Source organism: Enterobacter cloacae complex sp. P42RS (genome assembly GCF_014930595.1).
In the GTDB taxonomy this organism is placed as follows: domain Bacteria; phylum Pseudomonadota; class Gammaproteobacteria; order Enterobacterales; family Enterobacteriaceae; genus Enterobacter; species Enterobacter bugandensis.
Genome location: NZ_JADBRK010000003.1, coordinates 1 through 21,653, shown reverse-complemented (window position 1 = coordinate 21,653; position 21,653 = coordinate 1). Strand labels below are relative to the sequence as shown.

The window sequence follows — 21,653 nt, the reverse complement described above, 5'->3', positions numbered from 1 at the left end:
GCGGCCACGTCACGCTGACTGATTTTCATTTTTCCACTCCCGTCCGGTTGCTGCCTGCTGCTGTTGCTGCATGCGGCTGTTGTTCAGCGCCTGCGCTTTTGGCGCGTCCATGACCAGCATCCCATCTTTCAGCACGACCACGCGCTCCACCAGCTCCAGCACCGGCACGCGGTGGGTGGCGACAACCAGCGTCCGGTTGCCGAGCCACGCCCCCAGGCGCTGGATAAATTCCCGCTCGGTGTGCTCGTCAAGGGAAGCGGTCGGCTCGTCCATCAGCACGATATTCGGATCGCGCAGCAGCATCCGCGCCAGCAGAATCGACTGCCGCTGCCCGCCGGACAATCCCACGCCGTTCTCCATAATCGGGTAGTCCAGCCCCTTCGGCAGCTTCTGCACAAAGCTGGCCGCGCCGCACATCTCCAGCACCTCGAAGATCTCTTCGTCGGTGGCGCGCGGCATGCCGAGGGTGATGTTCTCGCGCAGGGTGCCGTAAAACAGCCGCGCGTTCTGGGTCATAAAGCCGACGTTTCGCCGCACGTCGGCCACGTCCAGATGCGGCAGGCTGAGGTTGTCGAGCCGCAACTCGCCGGCCGCCAGATCCATGCCGCCCGCCATCGCCTGCAGGAGAGTGGATTTGCCCGCGCCGTTACGCCCGAGGATCGCCACTTTCTCGCCCGGCCTGATCTCAAGACGGTTAATGCGCAGCGCCATGCGCGGATCTTCCGGCTGATAGCGGAACTGCGCCTGCTCGAAAAGATAGTGTCCGCGCAGCACGTCCTGGCGGATCGGCGTCTCTTCACGCTGATTTTCAGTAGGAAGCTGCATAATACTGTCCAGCCCCTCTTTAGCGGCCTTAACCTGCTGCCAGCGGGCGAGCACGCCGCACAGCGTCGCCATCGGGGCGATCATCCGGGAGGCCAGCATCGAAGCGGCCACCACCGAGCCGGTGGTCAGCGTGCCGTCAATCACCATCGGCGCGCCAACCACGATCACGGCGGCGTAAACCAGGCTCTGGACGGTCATCCCCCAGCTGATCAGGTTCTGCGTCAGCTCGCGGGTGCGCAGGCCGGATTCCGCGGTGATCTGGATATAGCTGTTCCACTGCTGCAAAAAGCGGTTCTCCGCCTGCATCAGCTTGATGTCCTCCAGCCCCTGTACGCTCTCCACCAGCACCGCGTTGCGCAGGGTGGATTCATGCGCCGACTGCTTCGCCAGCTCGGCCAGCTTCTTTTGCAGCAGCAGGCCCGGCAGGACCATGATTACCGCCGCTACCGGGGCGATCCACGCCAGCTGCGGCGCGATGATCGCCAGCACCACCACAAACAGGAAGAAGAAGGGCAGATCGACAATCGTCGAGATGGTGGAAGAGGTGACCATCTCGCGGATCTGCTCCAGCTCGCGCAGCTGGGAGATAAAGCTGCCGGTGGAACGCGGAATGGCGCTGTGGCGCAGCCGTAACGCGTGGCCGAACACGCGATCCGAGACGCGCAGATCCGAGCGTTTGCCCAGCAGATCCATAATGTGCCCGCGCGCAACGCGCAGCACAAAGCCAAACAGGGTGGCGATCAGCACCCCGATGGTCAGCACGTAGAGCGTCGGGTAGGACTGGGCGGGGATCACCCGGTCATACACCTGCATGGAAAAGACAATGCCGGAGAGGGAGAGCACATTGATAAACAGCGCCGCCAGCATCACCCAGCTGTAGGGGCGCAGGTCGCGCATCACCAGCCGGTAGAGCCAGTCCGGACGGTACTTTGAGATGTAGGCGTCCACGCGGCTGTCTTTCAGCGCGGCCAGCGGACGCAGGGCGATAACGTGGCGGATGGCGGGCAGCATTGCGCTCATCGACAGGCGGTTGGTGTATGTCTTGTCGTCGAAAAAGCTGACCTCGAGCGTATCTTCTCCGTCGAAATTCTCGATCACGCCGATTTTTCCGTCGTTCAGCGCCACTACCACCGGCAGACGCCAGCTGTTGATCGACTGCTGATCGGCCGTCAGCAGCTGGAACGTCAGCCCGGCTTCACGGGCAAGCTGAGTCAGCGCGGGCACCATCGGTTTGCCTTTCAGCCACGGCGCGCCCGCGACGAGCGAGCCTGGCGAACAGGCAACGCGGTAGCGCGTGGCGACAAAGCCAAACGCCTGAGCCCACTGCTCCAGCGCCTCATCCGTCATCGTTTCCCCCTGCGGGATGTCGCGTTGCTTCATGGCTGGATCTCCACGGTCTGGATGGTGCGGTTATCAAGATCGAACGCATGACGCAATTGCCCGGTGTTATAGAGGCAGTTGAGCTGCAGCTGATGCAGCTGACCGAGGGTCTGCTGCTGGGTAAAGCGCGCCTGATAGACCTCCTGCTCGGCGTTGAGCACGTCCAGCAGCGGGCGCGAGCCGAGATCGAGATACTGCTGCTGGTAGAGCTCGCGGGTGCGGGCGCTGAGCGCCTCCTGGCGGCCCTGAATTTGCAGCGTGCTTTGCAGGCTCATGACCTGGCTGCGGGCCTCCAGCAGCTTCTGGCGGACATCGAGGCGCGTGCGCTGAATGGTCGACTGCGCCGCTTCCACCGCGTGACCGGCGGCGTTGCGTCGGGCGGTGAGTCCGCCGCCCTGATAGAGCGGCATCTGGACTTTCACCCAGGCGGAATATTGGGTACGGTCCCGCGTTTCGTTACCCGCGTAGCGATCGTTCAGGTAGTGACGGACTTCCGGCTCCAGCGAGACGGTTGGCGTCATCTGCGCGTCGGCGTAGTCAAGGTTAGCCTGAGCGACGTTCGCCTGTGCCCAGGCGGCGAGGACCGCAGGCACCAGACGATCGTCCGGCTCGGCGATATCGCAGCTGCGGGCCAGCTTCTGCGGAAAGTCATTGCTGATATCGTTCAGGCTGTTCCAGCCGAGAAAGCTCATCAGCGTGGCGCGGGCGCTGTCGAGGCTGGCCTGATACTGCATCAGTTGGGCGCGCGCCCCTTCAATGCGCGCGTCGGTCTGCACCACGTCAGACAGGGAAGTGGCCCCTTCGTCGTTACGCTGGCGGGTCAGGGTGCCTATTGATGAGAGGGCGTCAAGCTGCTCTTTGGCGGTGTCGACCATCTGCTGCCAGGTTTGCACCTGCACCATGGCGATAGCGGTATCGTGGGCGATGGTGTCGATGCTGACCAGCACGTTGGCCTGCTGCTGGGCGACCCCGGCGTTTTCGGCCCGCACCTGGCTTGCCACTTTGCCGAAGTCGTAGAGCATCTGTGAAAGAGAGAGCACCAGCGACGGCGTAAAGCCGTTCTGGTCGCCGTCGTGGGAATACCCGTTGTCCATGCCGGCGTTGATTTGCGGATAGTATTTCGATTTGGCGACGTCGACCTCTTCATTCTGTTCGTAGAGTTTGCCCACGGCTTCAGCGATCGCCGGGTGCCAGGTGACGGCGCGATTAACGGCCTCGCCAAGCTGTAGTGAACCGGGAGCGGCTTTGCCTGCCACCGGGGCGACGCGGCCATTCAGTGAGGGGAGTTCCTGCGTTTCGCGGAGCTGTCCGGTATTGATGGTTGCCGCCGGGTTTGCCGCGATGGCGGGTACAGATATCAGGCAGCACGAGAGCCACCAGTAAGGCATCTTTATTCCCATGTCTTGTCCCTAATAAATAAGTACAGCTTTATTATTTATGCCCGGGCGCTGTGCGCCCGGGTCATGTCCTGCAGGTGCTATCAGGTAATGATGTGTTGCTGGTTCACAAGCTCGTCGTACGTGGTCTGCACGTTATCAAGCGTAACGAGTGCAGTATTAGTGTAGGTGCTCCCTGCGCCGTCACGGTCGATGGAGATCACAGTGTTGCTACCGCTTTGCGTGACATTGATATAATTCCCCAGCGAGGCGGTATTACCGTCCCAGCCCACCAGCAGATCGCCAATGTCGATCTTGTCTCCCTGCGCCAGGGAGAAGTTCGTCCAGTGGTCGCCGCCGGCGCTGGTGATGTTGCCCCCCGTCGCGTTGCCCGCCGTGCTGTTCAGCACCTGATAAATCAGCGTGTCGCCGTAGGCCGTACCGCTAATCACATCGTTATGCTCCGAACTGATAAATTTCGGCGCCATGTTGATGGTCAGCGACGCGGTGTCGGTGGTGCCGTTGGCATCGGTCAGGGTGTAGTTAAAGACCTCCTTCGTGGTAATGGTAGAGAGCGATATCCCCGGGTTGAGCGTATAGGTGTAACTGCCGTCTGCGGCAATCGCCAGCGTGCCGTAGTGACCCGTGATGCTCGACTGCGTGCTGCCGGTGTAGGGATCCAGCGTAGTGGTAATGCCGTCGTAGCCGGTAATGCTCACGCGGGTATCCACCGAGTGCAGCTGATCCATCGTCCCTGCGGAACCGGTGCCGTCGAAAATGTTGCCGTCAACGGTGTGGGTGCCCGTGGCGTCGAACTGCGACAGCGAGTAGCTTGTGCCGGTGACGCTTGGGGTGATGGTGATATTTCCTACTCCCAGCGGCCCCATTCTGCCGGTATAGCTCAGGGTGTAGGTCCCCGCCTCCAGGTCGAGACCCGTCAGGTTGACCGTTGCCGTGCCGCCCAGCAGCAGCCCGCCGTTGAACGAGCCGGTTCTGACGGTGGTGGCGCCGTTGGTCAGCGTCCAGTCAACCGTCAACCCTGTAAGCGTCAGCAACGAGGCGACGTTAAACGACAGCACCACGTTGTGCAGCGCGGTATTGGCATCCACCACGAAGGTACCGGAGCCGGAGCCCTGGGTTGAAGCGAGCAGCGCGGCGTTCCAGCTCGCCGACCCGACGGTTGTATCCGAGTACGCGGCGGTGTGGTGTACCGACGTCACGTCCATCGCGGTGCTGACATCATTCACCGCATTCATCGGCTGCGCGGTTGGGGTGATGTTGAGCGAAGCCGTGTCTTTCGTGCCGTCCGGCGCGGTAATGGTGTAGACGAAGGTATCCGGGGTGCTGATGTGGTCAACGCCGACGCCGCTATTCAGGGTGTAGGTGTACTCCCCGGCCGCGTTGATGCTCAGCGTACCGTACTCGCCGGTAATGTTCGTCAGACCGCTGCTGTTCACCGCTACGCCGTTAACTTCCGTCACCAGCGTGCCGACTGGCGCAATATCATCCGACAGAACGTCCCCGGTAGTGCTCGCGCTGACGCTCGCCACGCTGTAGACATGATCCTGCAGCACGTCCAGCGTGTAGGCCGTCAGGGCGGTAATCCCCGCAGCCGTATTGAGCAGGAACAGGTACTCACCGGCCGGCAGTTGCAGCGTCAGCTGAGGCGAGGTGCCGCCCAGCAGCGGCGCGCGCAGCCAGCCTGGTTCAACGCGCATCTGCTCGAAGGTCTGGGTCGCGTTGTTGAACTTGTAAACGTACAAATCAAACACCGACGCCAGCGCCACGCCGCCCACGGAGGCCTGGATGGTCATGGTGCGGGTAGTGCCTTCCTCCACGTTATAGATGATGGGATTGGTCATATCGTCCAGCAGGTTCAGCCCCAGCGTGTTGCCGAGATTGATTCCCACCAGGGTAAAGCCGCCCTGGGACGACGTACCGTTGTTAATCGCGTTGACGGTGGTATCGAAGGTCAGCGAGTTCGTATCGTCAACCGCGACAATACCGCTGGTGGCGGTACCGGTGCCCAGCGACAGCACCAGATTCGCCGACGCGCTGACGCCGTTATGCGTGATGGTGTAGCTGAAGCTCTCCGTCCGGCCAATCACCGATGCGCTGGTGTTGGTCAGATCGTAGGTGTAACTGCCGTCGCGGTTAATGGTCAGCGTACCGTACTGTCCTTGGATCACCGTGCCGTCGGCAGTGACGCTGGTGGTGACACCCTGGGCGTTAGTGACGGCCGTGACCGTTGCCCCTGCCGGAGCGTTGTCGCTGCCTGCGGTTGGGTCAACGTCGGTGATCACGTTACCGCCGAGGCTGGTGTCGCCCGTAACGGTGCCCGGCCCGGTCTCTTTCACCGCCACGTCGAGGCTGGTGTAGGAGCCGGTTGCCAGCAGGTTGGTGTTATAGCTCAGCACGCGGTAGTTGCCGTCCGCCAGCCCGGTCAGGTTTAGTGAAACGCCTGTTGCCCCCAGGGTCAGCAGGTCGGCAAACTGCGGCTGTCCGGTATCGACTACGGTAGTCCAGGTATTGTTAACGGTGTCAAAGCGCTGTACCACCAGCTCAAGGGTGTTGAGCAGAGAGAGTACGGCCCCCGTGGCGTTGGCGTTCACGACGATATCCGCGCTGCCGCCGCTGCCCACGGTGAAGTTGACCTGAGCGGTGTCATTACCGAGCAGCGTCAGGACGTTGCCCACGGCGCCGACCAGCAGGAAGCCGTAGTCGCTGTACTGGCTGTTGGTGACGGTGGCCGTGGTGCTGAGATCCAGCTCTTCGACATTATTGCTGGCGGAGAGCGGCACCACCGGCGCGAGCGCCGAGCCGGGCTGCGAGATATTGCCCGCCGCGTCGGTGGCGGTGATTTGCAGCGTCTGGCCTTCAGTCTGTTTGTTAACGAAGGTGTAGCTGTACGTGCCGTTGCTGCCCGCTGTGGTCGTGACCGTCGAGCCGTCCGTTAGACGTATGGTGACGGTACTGCCTGCTTCAGCATTGCCGGTTAATACGCTACCGTCGGCGTTGAAGGTTCCGGTTGGGGCCGTTGGCGCGGTCAGATCGACGATAATCGTCGTCACGGCCGATGCCGGGCTGGTGTTGCCTGCGGCATCGGTGGCCGTGGCGGTGAAGTTGTGGGTGCCCTGCGTCAGCGTGGTGGTTTCCGGCAGCGTCCAGTTGCCATTGCCGTCGGCGGTGACGGTGCCCACCAGCGTGATGCCATCGTAGATCCGTACCGTTGCATTCGCTTCGGCGGTCCCGCTCAGCGCCGGACGCGTGTCGTTGGTCGGGTTGGTGCCGGTTACCGGTCCGATGACGCTGCCGACATCATCAATTACCGAGCTGATGACCGGCGCTGCCGGGGCAAGGGTATCGACGTTAATCGTGTACCCGGCGGTTGGCGCGCTGGCATTGCCCGTCGCATCGGTGGCGGTAAAGGTCAACGTGTGCGGGCCGTTGCCCAGCGCCGGAGAAGGCGTATAGCTCCACGCCCCGCCGGTAGCGATCACGCTGCCGATCTGCACGCCGTTATCGAAAATTTTCACCGTAGAACCCGCTTCCGCCGTACCGCTGAGGGTTGGCTGCGCGTCGTTGGTTATTCCTCCGTTCGCGACTGGCGTTGCCGCATTGCCGACGTCATCCAGAATGCTGGTGAGCACCGGCAGCGCTGGTGGCGCGGTGTCAATCGTCAGACTGAAGCTTGCGGACGACGCGCTGGTGTTGCCTGCGGCATCCGTAGCCTGCGCGGTGAAGCTGTGCGCCCCCTCTGTCAGCGTGGTATTGAGTAAGATACTCCAGCTGCCGCTGCCGTCTGCGGTGCCCGTCCCGACCAGCGTGGTTCCCTCATAGATATTCACGGTGGCAAACGGTTCGCTGGTTCCGACCAGCCGCGGTACGGTGTCGTCAGTCGTCTGCCCGGACGTGATTGGCCCGGTAATGCTCCCCACATCGTCAATCGCCTGGCTGATAACCGGCGCGGTGGGTGCCGTGCTATCGACAACCAGCGTAAAGCCCGGCGAGGCGGGGCTGATGTTCCCTGCGGCATCGGTGACCGTGGCGGTCCAGGTGTGGCTGCCAGCCGCCAGCGGCGTGGACGGCGTAAAGCTCCATGTACCGGTACCGTCTGCCAGTGCGGTGCCGACAGGCTGCCCGTTTTCATAGATAGTGACCGTGGCGTTGGCCGTCGCGGTGCCGCTCAGCGTTGGCGTGGTGTCGTCGGTGCTTTGCCCGGAAGTGAGTGGGGTTTGAATACTGCCCACGTTATCTGCCGCGGCTGAAATGACCGGCGCAGACGGCACGCCCGTATCCACCGTCAGGTTAAACGGTGCTGTTGCAGTACCCACGTTGCCCGCCGCGTCGGTGGCATTGAAGGTGATGGCATGCGGTCCGTCGGGCAGATCGGTACCCGGCGTGAAGGTCCAGCTGCCCTGGGCGTTGACCACGGCGGTGCCAATTTCGTTGCCATCAACAATCACGTGTACAGTAGAACCCACGTCGCCCGTACCGTTGAAGGTCGGACGCGCGTCGTTAGTGCTGTTACCCGACGTAAGCGTCCCCGTGGTCGGTGCGACATCGTCAATCACGCTGGTCACCACCGGCACGCCGGGGCCTGCGGTATCGACGGTGAAGGCGAAGACCGACGAGTTCGCCGAGGCGTTGCCCGCGGCATCCGTTGCGTACGCGCGCAGGGAGTAGCTGCCGTCGTCCAGCGGTGTGGTCGGGGTGAAGGACCAGTTACCGTTTACGTCGACGGTCGTCGTACCCAACTGCGTACCGTTATTCATGATGTAGATGGTGCTGCCTGCCTCTCCGGTGCCGCTAATCGTTGGGGTGTTGTCGTTGGTCGCCTGCCCGCTGGTGAGGTTGCCCGTGACGCCGCCAGGGACGTTATCACTTACCGTATCCAGCGTTGGAACCGTCGGCGCCGTGAGGTCAACCACCACGCTCCACGGGGCGGAGACCAGGCTCAGGTTACCCTGCGGATCGGTTGCCTGAACCGTAAACGCGTGTGGCCCTTCGACAAGCGCGGTCTCTGGCGTAAAGCTCCACGCGCCGGTGTCATCAGCCGTAACCACGGCAATCTGGGTAGCGCCATCGAAAATGGTCACGATGCTGTTTGCGTCCGCTGTCCCCGAAAGGGTTGGCGTGGCGTCGTTCGTTTCGCTGCCGCTCGCTACCGGGGTGGCGGTATTGCCCACATTATCCGTTACGCTGGTGATGACCGGCGTGGTGGAAATGGAATCCACCACGATGGTGAAGTCCGCCGAAGGACCGCTCTGATTTCCCGCCGGATCGGTTTCGCGGATGGTCAGAACATTACTGCCTTCTGGCAGGGCGGGCGTGGTGTAGCTCCAGGTGCCGGTATTACCAACCACCACGCTGTCCAGCAGCACGCCGTTGTTGTAGATGGAGATGGTATCACCCACCGCGCCGGTGCCGGTGAGGGTCGGCTGGCTGTCGTTGGTGGTCTGGCCGCTGGTCAGCGGACCGGTGACAGGACCTACGTCATCAATGACCGAGCCAATGGTTGGCGTGCCCGGCGCGGTCAGATCGACGGTTACGCTGGCCGCCGGAGAGCGGCCGCTGGTGGCACCGTTGAGGGTCGCGGTCACCTCAAAGGTGTGCAGCCCCTCGCCAAGCGCGGCCGGCGTATAGCTCCAGTTGCCGCTGCCGTCGGCGGTCACCGTTGTTAATGGCGTCGTGCTACCGTCCTGATAGATAGTAATCACGCTGCCCGCTTCGGCCGTACCGGTAAGCGTTGGCGTGGTGTCGTTGGTGGTTTTGCCTTTCACATCGCCGGTGACCGGGTCCACGTCATCGACAATAGCCGTAATGACGGGTACCTGCGGCAGCTCAAGCGGCGAGTCGGTGACGATAAAAGGCACGTCAGCGCTGGCATTTCCTGCGGCGTCCGTGGCGGTCACGGTCAGCGTGGTTGGATCCAGCTGCGCCGGGCTCAGCGCAATGGAGAAGCTGCCGTCGCTGCCGACAACGCCGGTACCAATGACCGTGCCACCGCTGTCTTTCACGGTAATGGTGCTTCCCTCTTCACCGGTACCGGTCAGCGGTGTCCCTTCATCAGCCAGGAGCATGTTGCCTGGATCGGCCGGGGCGACGGTATCGACCGTCACGCTCAGCGGTGCTGAACTGCCAGAGAGGTTACCCGCCGGATCGCTGGAAGAGACGGTGAAGGTATATGTAGCATCCGGCAGCGTCGCGTCGGCAGTCCAGCTCCAGGTGCCATCCGGCTGCACTGTTACCGTCACGGCAGATGGCGTGCCGTCTACGGAAACGATCACGGTAGTTCCCGGCTCACCGGTCCCGGTAAGGGTTGGCGTGCCGTCCTTAGTATACAGCTGGTTGTTGGACAGCTGGCTGTCAGCAACGGCGCTAATGACGGGGATTTCCGGCGCAAGGGTATCGAGCGTGACGGAAACGACCGGGCTCGGCGCGCTGACGTTACCCGCGGCATCGACTCCCGCAACGGTGATGTTCAGCAGGCCGTCCTGCTGTGGTGGCAGGACAAAGCTCCATTCTCCGTTAACGACATCGACACGTCCTACCTCAACGCCGTTGTTGTAAACGATGACCGTGTCGCCAGTCGTGCCGGTACCTCCGACGGTTGGCGTCGCATCGGTGATTAAGCCCCCATTCGGCTGGCCCCCGACGGCGTCAAATACCGGGACATCCGGTGCTACGGTATCCACGGTAATCGTAATCGCTGGCGACGGGTCAGAGACGTTGCCCGCCTCATCGGTGGCGGTGGCGGTATAGACGTGGCTGCCTTCGCCAATATTACTGTCAGGACGCCAGCTCCAGTTGCCGTTGCTGTCTACCGTCACGGTGCCCACGATGGTCGGTATGCCGTTAACGGTATCAGTGATGTTGATAACGTCATTCGCCGTACCGGTGCCGCTCAGGACCGGGCGCGGATCGTTGGTGGTTCCGCCATCGGGAACGGGGCCGGTTATCTGGCTGACGCTGTCGGTAATCACCGGTGCTGCTGGTGCTGTTGGCGCATCGGTATCAATGGTGATGGTGACCGGCTGCGACGGGGCGCTTTCGTTGCCCGTGCCGTCCATATTGGTGACGGTCAGGGTAATGTCATAGGTGCCGTTAGGCAGCGGGGTAGCTGGCGTCCAGGTCCAGTTGCCGGTGCCGTCCACGAGCACATCATCAAGCTTGACCCCACCGTTGTAGATGGTCACGGTATCGCCCGGATTGCCGGTGCCGCTCAGGGTCGGTGTGGTGTCGCGGGTGGTTTCTCCCGGGTTCAGCGGCGTTTCTGTGCCGTCAGGATTGACGGTGATTGCCGGGATATCCGGCGTGGCTGGCGGAACGGTATCTACCGTCAGTTCAAACGGCGTTGAGATGGTGGTATTGCCCGCGGCATCTGTGGCATGCACCGTCAGCGTATGCGGGCCGTCGGTGAGCGGGATAACGGGGGTAAAGCTCCAGCCGCCGCTGCCGTCGAGGGTCGCGGTGCCGAGCAGGGTGGTACCGTCATAAACGGTAATCACCGCATCTGCCGGCGCGGTGCCGCTCAGGGTCGGCGTGGTGTCGTCGGTGGTGTCGCCGCTGGTAAGCGGCCCGTTAACGCCGCCCACGTCATCGGTTACGGTGGCGATGGTGGCCGCCGCTGGCGGCGTGGTATCGACGGTCAGGGTAAAGCCGCCTGACGGCTGGCTGGTATTACCCGCTCCATCGGTGGTGACAGCGGTAAAGGTATAGGTGCCGTTAACAAGCGGTGTGGTTGGGGTATAGGTCCACGTGCCGCTGCTGTCGATCACAATTGTAGTGAGATCAACGCCGTCCTGGCGGATGGTGACGGTTGAGCCCGGCTCCGCGGTGCCGCTCAGGGTCGGCGTGGTGTCATTGGTGCTGTCGCCAGAGTTGAGCGCGCCGAGGCGCTCTGGCACGTCATCCACCACCTGGGTAATGACCGGCGCATCAGGGGCAACGCTGTCAATGATGATGCCCCAGCTGTTGGAAACGTCGCTAATGTTGCCCGCCGCGTCAGTTGCGACGGCGGTCAGGGTATGTTGACCCTCAGCGATCGGGGTGTCCGGAGTAAAGCTCCACGCGCCGAGGCCATCGGCGACGGTGGTTCCAATATCAACCCCATCCACGCGAATGGTGACCGTGGCGTTGGCCGCGGCGGTACCGCTGAGCGTCGGGGTTGAATCATTGGTGGTCTCATTGAGTTCGAGCGAGCCGGTACGTTCAGGCACATCGTCAACGACCTGCGTAATCACCGGGGCGGCCGGTGCCGTCCCGTCGACGATAATGGTCCACGCGTTCGATTGTCCGCTCGGGTTACCGGCGGCATCCGTCGCCGTTGCCGTCAGCACGTACGTACCATCGGCCAGCGGTGAGGGCGGCGTAAAGCTCCACAGGCCGGATGAGGGGACGGCCACCGTGCCGATGATATCGCTGCCGTTGAAAATCGTGATGGTCGAACCGGGTTCGCCCGTGCCGTTCAGGGTCGGCGCCCGGTCGTTGGTCAGCCCATTCTGGTCCACGGGACCGGTTGTGTTCAGCACGTCGTCAATCACCGACACGATAACCGGGGCCTGCGGTGGGGTGATATCCGGCGCTGCTGCGGAGGTTGCTGGCCCCGTGTTGCCCGCAGCGTCGGTGGCGTCTGCGGTCAGGATTTCGCCGTTGAGCTTAGGCGGGGTCAGCGTCAGGCTAAAGTTGCCCTCGCTGTCGGCCACAGGGGTGCCAAGGATAGCGTCGCCTTCACGGATGGTTACCGTGCTGCCAGGCTCCGCGGTGCCGGTGATGGTGCCGCCATCATTCGATACGACGAGGTCCCCGGGGGCCAGCGGCGGCGTGGTGTCGACGGTGAAAGTGATAGGTTCTGATGGCGCGCTCTGGTTTCCGGCTGCATCGGTTTCAACGACGGTTATCGTGTGCGTCCCGTCCGTGAGCGGGCCATCTGGCGTGACGCTCCAGGTGCCGTTGGGCAACACTGTTGTGGTGCCAACCGCGACGCCGTTATCGTAGATAGTGATTGTGCCACCGGGCTCGCCCGTTCCCGCCAGGATCGGCTTTGACGCATCGGTAGGCGTGCCTGCGGTTATGGTCCCTCTGATCGCACCCGTGTCGTCGGTCAGCACAATCGCGGTCGGCGCGGTCGGCGGGGTAAGATCCACGGTGAGGGTAAATACCGGTGAGGCCGGTCCGAGGTTGCCGGCGGCGTCGGTTGCCCGCACGGTAATCTGGTGGGTGCTTTCAGTCAGATCGGTTGACGGGGTAAATGTCCAGGTGCCGTTGCTGGCGACGAGCGCCGTGCCAATGGCGACTCCGCCGTCATAGATGGTTACGGTGGAGCCCGCCTCCGCGGTGCCGCTGAGCTGCGGGCGTGGATCGTTGGTGCTGCCGCCGTTTGTGACCGACCCCGTTTGAGGATCAATATCGTCCGTCACGCTGCCGATCGTTGGGGCATCGGGTGCGGTGAGATCCGGCGCCGTAATCGTTGTGCCCTGGCTGGTATTCCCGGCCGCATCCGTCGCGGTGGCGGTCACCTGTTCGCCGTTGGTCAGCGGAGTGCCGAGAGACACGGTAAAGTTGCCGTCACTGCCGGTTTTTCCGGTGCCAAGGACGTTGCCGTACGCATCTTTCAGCGTGATGGTACTGCCGGGCTCGGCGGTACCGGTGACGCTTTTACCGTCCGACGAGAACTGAAGGCTGGAGGGTGCATTCGGCGGTGTTGTATCCGGGTTGGTGGGATCGACTGGCGTACCGGGGTTAGGGTTAGGATTGTTGTTATTCCCATCATCGTCATCCCCGCCGCCGCCGCCGCCACTGGAGCTTGCCACCGCCGCGATGGCGCCAGCCGCGACAATGCCGCCCAGCGCCCACGGCCAGATGGCGGCACCACCCGCATCACTCCCGGATGCGGCCAGCAAGGCGTCCGTGGACGCGATGGATTCGTACGTGGCGGCTCCGGTGGGATCTTCAATCCACCATAACGCACCGTCACTCTCCTGGAGCACCAGCTGGCTCACGCCCTGCGCGTCGGTGACATAGAAGTTTTTAAGGGTGATCACTTCCCCTGAGTGCAGTGTCACCACCAGATCGTTACCACTTCGCGCGAAGTGGGAGACATCGGCTCGCTCTACATGAAGCTCAACGATAGAGGAATGGCTCAGCGTAACCTGTGTGCCTTCCGTAGTCGTTTCCACGCCAGTGAGTTTTGATATAACAGAGATTTGGCTCATTTAGGTATTACTCCAGCAGAGTTATCGTGAACGACGAGCAAGACGAGCCATCTCTGGAGAAGGTAAAGGGCGCCCCCGGCGGAGTTACTGTTTATTAAACAGCACTCACCGTCTTTTTTAGAGCGAACGATGCCCGCCAGGACTCAGAGTGGCAACATCAGAGCGAATGTAATTACTTACGAGTCAGAATGTTTGCTATGCGTATTTTGTGCCTTATAAAACCCTGTAATTAATAGAGGATTTGGTTTTGAGGATATAAAAATGATATAGCCAGAAAACGGTGAATGTGCAAATTAAGCTTTCGTAAATAAAGGGGTAAGTCGTAAAGAGGGCATTAATTTATTGATATGTATTATGTGTTTATTTTCTCAACGTCTTGTTTTTATTGGTTTTTTTTATTTTTAGTTTGCGTGTTTTATTTGTGCTTTAGGTGTAATTCAATAATTGGTAGTGACGTTTTTGAATGTAATTAAAAATGTTATTATTTAAATCTGCTTAATTTGTATTTAAGTTAGGGTAACATTTTTGATGTAGGATATATTATATTAATTAGAATTTAAAATATATTCTTATATGGTGTGGGAATTCTGCTACTGCGAGCGAAAATATAATAACCTGCTTTATTTTCAATGCGGTTCATCTATTAGCCTGATACTAAGGTCGAAAAAATATGACCACGGGGATGGGCAGCCGGACGTTTGCATTAATACCCTCTGTTCGAAGCATTAAAAAGGCCGCTAACGCGGCCCTGAGATGAGTGTGTCGATTACTCAGTGACTTTCTTTTCCAGCTCGCTGGCACCTTCTTTGGTTTTGTTCCAGCCTTTCTCTGCGCCTTCTTTAGTGGCATCCCACCCCTTCTCGGTGCCTTCTTTGGTTTTATGCCAGGCTTTCTGGGAATCTTCGCTGACTTTGCTGCCAAAGCTTTCGCTTTTACCTTCCGCAGCATGCTGCTGTTTCAGCTTCAGCTCTTCGCCTTTGTTCTGCTCTTCGTGCAGTTTTTGCTTCGCTTCGTTGGCGTTTGCGTTCGCCGCAGCGACGGTATCGTCAGTTGCATGTGTGGTCGCAGCAAATACTGGGGAAGCCAGCAGAACGGCAGATAATGCGATAATTGTTTTTTTCATAATATCCTCATTTAACGTTATCGGTTATGAGCGTGATTCAGCATGGCACAGACGAAGCGGGGTGGCTTTAGGAAAAAACTGTAATGAGATCAAAGTACCCAGGTAAGCGCCTCCTTGCTTGAGGATCACCCGAAGGATAAAAAACCTATTTCTATGAGGGCTGCAAGGGTCAGCAGAATAAAGAAAATAACGACCATGGGTCTGTACATTTTAAGGCTCCATCCTTGTGTGATGTCTTGTCCAGCGTACGGGATACATCGTTAAGCCATCCCCGGCACGACATATCCCCTGAGTGAATTGTGTCCGTTTTTACTTTTCCATGGGAGGAGAGCGGTGTCGTTGATGTTTATCAAAGGGCAGCGGCAGGGTAAGGAAAATCTGCATGAAAGTTACTGGCCTTGTTAGCGTTGAACGCTTTGCGTTGCCGCTGGCTGTCGCCACTGGCGGACGTGCTCGATCAGGGCTCTTAGCTTGGGCGCCATATTGTGACGCTGGGGGAAATAGAGATAAAAGCCTGGAAAAGACGGAAGAAACGCATCCAGCAGGGCAACAAGCTGCCCCGTTTCAATATACGGAGTGAATGTATCCTCCGTGGCTAAGGTTATGCCGCCGCCGGCCAGTGCCAGGCTGAGCATAAGGCGGAGATCGTTTGTGGTGATCTGCGGTTCAATCGCCACATCGAAAGGAACTCCCGCCTCCTCAAATTCCCAGCGATAGGGGGCAACGTCCGGGGCTGGGCGCCAGCCGATACACCGGTGAGCCACCAGCTCGCGGGGGTGCTCAGGTACGCCATGAGTCGCCAGATAGGATGGTGAAGCCACCACCCTCTCACGCTGCTGACCCGTAAGGGGAACGGCGGTCATGTCTTTTTCAATAACTTCACCCAGCCTTACCCCGGCGTCATAGCCCGCCGCCACGATATCGAACTCTTCGTCCGACACGAAGATATCAAGCGATACCGCAGGATGCGCAGCCGCAAACGAAGCGAGCAGCGGGCCAGAGAGAAAGGCTTCCGCGATTGAGGTGACCGCGATTCTGAGCTGGCCGCGCGGTGCGCTGTCCGACGCGACGTCTTCAAATGCCGCTTCAATATTGGCGATGGGGGCCTGCAACGATTTACGCAGCCGTTCCCCTGCTTCAGTGAGGCTTACCGAGCGCGTGGTGCGCATCACCAGCAGGGTTTGAAAACCATCTTCAAGACGCCTAATCCCCTGGCTGACAGCGGAGCGGGTTATGCCCAGCCGCGCGGCGGCAGCGCTAAAGCTGCGCTCCTCTGCGACCGCCAGAAAAACAGGTAACAGATTGAGATCGATTTTCATTGTTTAACATTGCTAACCAGTGAGTCCAGTAAATGCAGGATACAAGAAACAATGGTGAGTATCTATTATCACGTTGAACTCAACGTAAGGAGCAAAATATGAACAAAGTTATCTTAATTACCGGTGCATCAAGCGGTATCGGAGAAGGTATTGCCAGAGAGTTAGGCAAGGCAGGCGCGAACGTTTTCCTGGGCGCTCGCAGGCTGGATCGCATCAACGCCCTGGCTGCTGAAATCCGCAGTGCAGGGGGGGAAGCAGAGGCCGCAGTCTTAGACGTTACCAGCCGGCAGTCGATGGCTGACTTCGTACAGGCAGCGCGTAAAAAGTGGGGCCGCATTGACGTGCTGATTAACAACGCGGGCATCATGCCTCTTTCTCCGCTTTCGGCAGGCAAGCAGGATGAGTGGGAGCGCACCATTGACGTGAATATCAAGGGCGTGCTGTGGGGGATAGGCGCCGTTCTGCCGATTATGGAAGCCCAGGGCTCGGGACAAATCATTAATATCGGCTCGATTGGTGCCTTGTCCGTAGTGCCCACGGCTGCCGTCTACTGTGCCACCAAATTCGCCGTACGGGCGATTTCGGATGGTTTACGTCAGGAAAGTTCGAACATCCGCGTGACCTGCGTTAACCCTGGGGTAGTGGAAAGCGAACTGGCCTCGACCATTACGCACCCGGAAACCATGGCGGCGATGGACGCGTACCGTGCTATTGCCCTCAAACCTGCTGATATCGCCCGCGCTGTACGCCACATCATCGAGGCGCCTGAGAGTGTCGATACAACAGAAATTACGATCAGACCGACGGCATCTGCGAACTAACGTTGCGGATGAAAAAATGCAGGTTAGCGCAGCGGGTTTACAACAGATCTGACTGGTCTGCGAGTCCAGACTACGCTTGCTAAAAAATGGTCGTCGGAATTTCGGTTGTGACGTTCATACTGAATGCTTAGATTCATTTTCACTCTATTGAGAGGAAATGAATATGAATTTTGCAGAACTCCACAACCAGTTGAGGGTACAAAAAGCCCGCAGGGCTTGCGCCATGCGGGCTCTTAGGACTTCATCGGATGCGAAGTCTGCATACTTCCCAGGAGCATTTATCCAGCTCAGCGGAAAGCCTTTTCATTCTGTTAAATAATGGCTTCAGCTTACGTTTTCCGACGCCGGTGCGGCAAATATCGTTATGTACTTTTTCAGACCGGACTCCCGTTTAACCCCTTTGGGATCGGAAACAAAAGGAAGCCGCAAGCGAGGTGAATCGGATACTTTCAGTGTCCAGATATAATCCCCAATAAACCTGAAGTCCACGCTATCGTCAGTGACCTGGAGATCCGCAAAAGTTCCTGTAGAGTACTCATTGCCCAAACGAACAATTTCTTTAAGCCCGTCATGAACGTCAATAAGGACAATTGTCAGGGATTCTTCAAAAATAATGTCATCCGTCAGAAACAGGATGTAACGCTGCTCATTAACCTGGACCGCTGCTTCAAGCACTTGCCCCGGTACAATAATACCGGTGCTTTTACCATTGAGCACAACGTCAGATTGAGCCTGGGATACATCGGTGGCTTCACTAACCTTAACCAATGTTATTGAATTAACCTGTTGCATAATCAATTCCACAAACGTCCCATTTCCCATGCAGCAAGCGCGCCGCCGACGAAGCCACCGATAAGCACGCAAACAGGTGCGCCTGGCCCACACATTAATCCCGCCATTGCACCACCTGCGGCAGCACCGGCAATACCTGCACCATTAATAGCTATCTGTCTGCCTGATTCAGAAACCTTATCATCAGCGGCATAAATTTCGTAAACAGAAATCGCAATCGAAAGAACAATTAACCCCCTTCCAATGCGCGAGAGCTGCATCATTTTCATGTTTACTTGTGGGTTAGACTTGCCTGCGGATTCAACAATACTTGCATAAATCTGATTTTTTTGTACTTCGGAAAGACTGTTAAAATTTGCCTGTGGGCCAAATAAAGCTTTCGCTTTTTTTGCTACCAACTCATTAAGCGTCTTACCCTCGCTTTTTATTCGTTCGGCCATTGCCCGTCCGAGTGCAGTGCTGCGAGAACGCACCATCTCCATGATCAAATTTCTCGTTTCCTGAGCCTCTCTTGCCGCTTTGTCCCAGGAGATCACACCAGCATTGGCCTTTGCGTGTAAGTCTGCGGACATTTCTTTGATTCTTTTTGAGTACTCAAGGCGTAGGCGTGGATCAACTGACAACCTCGCGGCCGCAGCGGAAACATCGCCTTGCAAGGCATTCATCGCGCTTTCGAATTTATCGCGTCCATCGGTATCTAATGCGCTCAGCAACGTCGTATCCATATTCTCATTGTTCCTGTCATTGGCTCTGAGATGCGTTGAACAAATTTCTAGCACATTATCTTCAAAAGTTCTTTTTAAAATTTATTAACTTTGCTTTTAATTTTATATTTTTTCATTATATTTCAATGTGATATTGGTGAGGCTAGTGACTTTTCGCTATGAATGATTTGCAGCTTCAAAAGAATGGAGATTGTTCTTAATAGGGATTACTTTGCTGGTCAGTAGGTTTTATGTTCTTCTCAAAAAACTGATTCAAGATGGCTTTCCTAAGGTGAGGCATAGGCCTCGTTCTGCAAAACAAGTGCGCATTCCTGCACCAGGTGACTTGCTCCCCGTTAATTAACATAGTCTGATTTAGCAACGTCCGCTTTTGGCACGAAGCCGACTATACGTCTGAGCTTTCAGATCTTAATCGGTTCTCTGCATCGCGCACAGATAGCAATTACCTACACTCTCTTTTCTCTCCCCATTTTCAACACTTCATAAAACGTCCCCCGCCCAAGCCCGTCTGACGGCACTCCTCGTTCCTGCGCCAGTGCCTTCAGATTACGAAGTATCCGATCCGAAGCCGGTTTATCAGACGTCCCATAACGCCCGTCAGTCTCCTCAACCAGGAGTTGAACCAGCAGCCAGCAGAGTCGGGCAGTATTCTCCCGCGCTTTGTCGCGTTTATGCATCCCACGCTGGGAAGGTTGTGTGGATGCAGTGAGATCCGGCAGCGCGTCGTCGCCGAGCGTCTTAAGCCATTTGCGGCCACGGCTGTTGCGTGACAGTTTCATCACCGCCTTCAGGCTGCGGGCCTTAATTTCTGGCGGCGTGAGTTCGTCATCAATAAGCCGCCAGGCCAGCGCGAACATTTCATCGGCATAGAACATGCGTTTGTTCGCCGGGGCGCTGACCATGCCTGTTGCCTTAATGGTCCGGCTGATGGCGTCGTGCAGGATACGGTAATTCTCCTGATGTTCTTCCGGCAGGGCGTTTGCAGATTGGGAAGCATCAAGGCCGAGAAGTAGAAGGGCGAGATGCCGGGCTTCCAGCAGCGGCATATCACATTCCCGTTCAAACAGATTCTGACGAATGGGACTGGTCACATTATTCTCCTTCTACGATCCGCAGCGGTTCTTCTGCACCGAGCAGCGCCTGCTGTCTGGCGGCATCAACGTAGTTTCCCCACCACTGCATGAGCGGCCGCCTTTGTTCCAGATAGTCGCTGCGGTTGTAGGCCGCTTCGATCTCGTCTTCTTTCTGGTGTGCCAGCGCAGACTCCAGGACTTCGCGGGGAAAATGACCTGCTCCCGCCGTTCTGGCAATGCTGCGCATACCATGGGCAACCAGCTCACCGCCGAACCCCATACGGATAAGCGCGGCGTTCGCGGTCTGCTGATGCATATGCTCCAGTGGTTTGCGAATGCTGGGGAAAACCCACGGGCGATGGCGACTGACGGGCTCCATTATCTGAAGAACGCGCAGCGCCTGTTTGCTGAGCGGCACCGTGTGCGAACGGTTCATCTTCATAAAGGTGTCAGGGATACACCATTCCGCTTTTTTCATATCGATGTCGCACCAGCGGGCGCTAACGGCTTCGCCGGGGCGAACCCAGGTCAGTAGCTCCCATTCGATAAGGCAGCGGGTTTCTTTACGGATAGAGGCGTTCTGTAGCGCCAGCATTAGTCTGCCCAATTCGCTGGGGTGAAGGGCGGGCATATTCTGCTTTTTCGGTTTCTTGAAACGGGCGACCAGGTTGTCAGCCGGATTGAACTCGATGAGTTCTTCGGAGATGGCAAAACGGAAGATTTCATTAAGCCGTGAGATAACCCGCCGCAGCGTTTCGAGGATGCCCTGTTCTTCCAGCGGTGTAAGGTGTTCCTTGAGCATCTTCGGGCGGATCTCGGTGATGGGCGTACTGCCCAGAGAAGGGAAGACGTGCATCTCCAGCGAGCGCCAGACATCTTTGGCGTGATCTTCGCTAAGATCGCTGGTCCGTTTTTTCTCTTTGAGCCACTGTTCCGCAACTTTTTCCAGCGTGCATTCATTCTGGAGTCGTTGCTCCTCTGCAACCTGCTCCTGGTGGGCCTTCGGGTCGATGCCCTGCACGAGTAAACGCCGGTATTGCAACCTGAAATCTCGCGCCATGGCGAGGGTGACTACCGGGTAGGGGCCAATGCTGATTTTGGTCCGTTTTTTCAGCGCCGGGGGAGTGTATTCGATGTACCAGATCTTTCTGCCGGATGGCTTAATCAACAACGCCAGTCCGTCGCCATCGCGCAGCATATACTCGGTCTTCTGCGGCTTGGCGGCAGTGATCTCGGTATTGGTTAGGGATTTCAATACCTTAGGCATGTTTTTGCACCTTGTTTTTTTAGCGTTCTGGCAACGCGGTGCAAAACAAGATACATAATGCTCAAGATTCATACAGAGATCATGACCACACATGCAACAAAAAAGCCTGTAACTCGTTGAAGTTACAGGCTTTTTTAAGGTTCATGATGCATCATGAATGAATGTTTGGTGGAGCTGGCGGGAGTTGAACCCGCGTCCGAAATTTCTACATACCATTATTATCGTAATGAAAACAGTAACTTTCATTTAAAAACAATGACTTGTTATTATCTTGTTTATATCCGTTTTAGGCGATTTTACACCTCTGCCGCCAAGTTGTCGCCAACGGTATGTGGTAGCAGAGACAAACTTTCAGTTACATAATCGGTCCAGTCCTGCGATGAAAATGGCTGTAAAAAAGTAGCTTTTTGTCTTAAGTCGAATCTCAGATTACCAACATACAAATAATTATAAATGTTGTTAAAGTTTGGTAGTTCTTCATTATATATTAACCGAACCAATTTCCTTGATAAATGATATGTTGCTTCTAGGGTATCTGCTAGTATTTGTTCTTCTGGAGTGAAAGTCTTTAATTCATATCTTCCATGTTTCACAAGACAGTACACATGAGAAATTGAATTTGCACAAATTAGATCAAGTAACGAAGCAATATTGAAAGATAACCTATTTAAGCGGATCATATAGCTTGCAGGATTATCATTTGGGATAGGGTGTTTAAATGATAGTGTATTATCA

At 57.6% G+C, this 21,653-nt stretch carries 11 protein-coding genes; 1 reads left to right on the top strand and 10 read right to left on the bottom strand.

Going from position 1 to position 21,653, the window contains the following annotated elements:
* Window positions 1-9: 9 nt before the first annotated feature.
* The 5 genes from IM314_RS05690 to IM314_RS05670 form a co-directional block, all read right to left on the bottom strand.
* Window positions 10-2,205: a type I secretion system permease/ATPase gene (locus IM314_RS05690; protein WP_028014148.1), complete on the bottom strand. Its 2,196-nt coding sequence runs from the start codon at window positions 2,203-2,205 to the stop codon at window positions 10-12.
* On the bottom strand, window positions 2,202-3,605 hold the full coding sequence (locus tag IM314_RS05685; protein ID WP_041908566.1) for a TolC family outer membrane protein: 1,404 nt from the start codon (window positions 3,603-3,605) through the stop codon (window positions 2,202-2,204). Before IM314_RS05685 ends, IM314_RS05690 begins: the two co-directional genes overlap by 4 nt.
* Window positions 3,606-3,685: 80 nt before the next feature.
* On the bottom strand, window positions 3,686-13,798 hold the full coding sequence (locus IM314_RS05680; protein ID WP_193358389.1) for a BapA/Bap/LapF family large adhesin: 10,113 nt from the start codon (window positions 13,796-13,798) through the stop codon (window positions 3,686-3,688).
* 766 nt (window positions 13,799-14,564) lie between these two features.
* The gene (locus IM314_RS05675) at window positions 14,565-14,921 is read right to left on the bottom strand and encodes a hypothetical protein (protein WP_028014145.1); all 357 of its coding nucleotides are present in this window, start codon (window positions 14,919-14,921) and stop codon (window positions 14,565-14,567) included.
* 401 nt (window positions 14,922-15,322) lie between these two features.
* Window positions 15,323-16,240, bottom strand: a complete 918-nt coding sequence (locus IM314_RS05670) for a LysR family transcriptional regulator (RefSeq protein WP_193358388.1) — start codon at window positions 16,238-16,240, stop codon at window positions 15,323-15,325.
* Between the two features lie 98 nt (window positions 16,241-16,338).
* Between IM314_RS05670 and IM314_RS05665 the strand changes: the two genes are divergently transcribed.
* On the top strand, window positions 16,339-17,061 hold the full coding sequence (locus IM314_RS05665) for an SDR family oxidoreductase (RefSeq protein ID WP_193358387.1): 723 nt from the start codon (window positions 16,339-16,341) through the stop codon (window positions 17,059-17,061).
* Between the two features lie 324 nt (window positions 17,062-17,385).
* Here IM314_RS05665 and IM314_RS05660 read toward each other — a convergent pair whose 3' ends face one another.
* From IM314_RS05660 to IM314_RS21940, 5 genes are all read right to left on the bottom strand, one after another.
* Window positions 17,386-17,853, bottom strand: a complete 468-nt coding sequence (locus IM314_RS05660; RefSeq protein ID WP_041908572.1) for a hypothetical protein — start codon at window positions 17,851-17,853, stop codon at window positions 17,386-17,388.
* 2 nt (window positions 17,854-17,855) lie between these two features.
* Complete coding sequence (locus tag IM314_RS05655; RefSeq protein ID WP_060572335.1) at window positions 17,856-18,578, bottom strand: hypothetical protein; 723 nt, start codon at window positions 18,576-18,578, stop codon at window positions 17,856-17,858.
* Window positions 18,579-19,024: 446 nt separating this feature from the next.
* Entirely contained in the window at window positions 19,025-19,669 is a 645-nt protein-coding gene (locus IM314_RS05650; RefSeq protein WP_193358386.1) for a hypothetical protein, read from the bottom strand.
* Between the two features lies 1 nt (window position 19,670).
* A complete protein-coding gene (locus IM314_RS05645; protein WP_193358385.1) occupies window positions 19,671-20,918 on the bottom strand; it encodes an integrase domain-containing protein in 1,248 nt (415 codons plus the stop codon).
* Window positions 20,919-21,214: 296 nt separating this feature from the next.
* The coding region (locus IM314_RS21940) for a hypothetical protein (protein WP_227008766.1) at window positions 21,215-21,653 on the bottom strand (439 nt) is incomplete at its 5' end.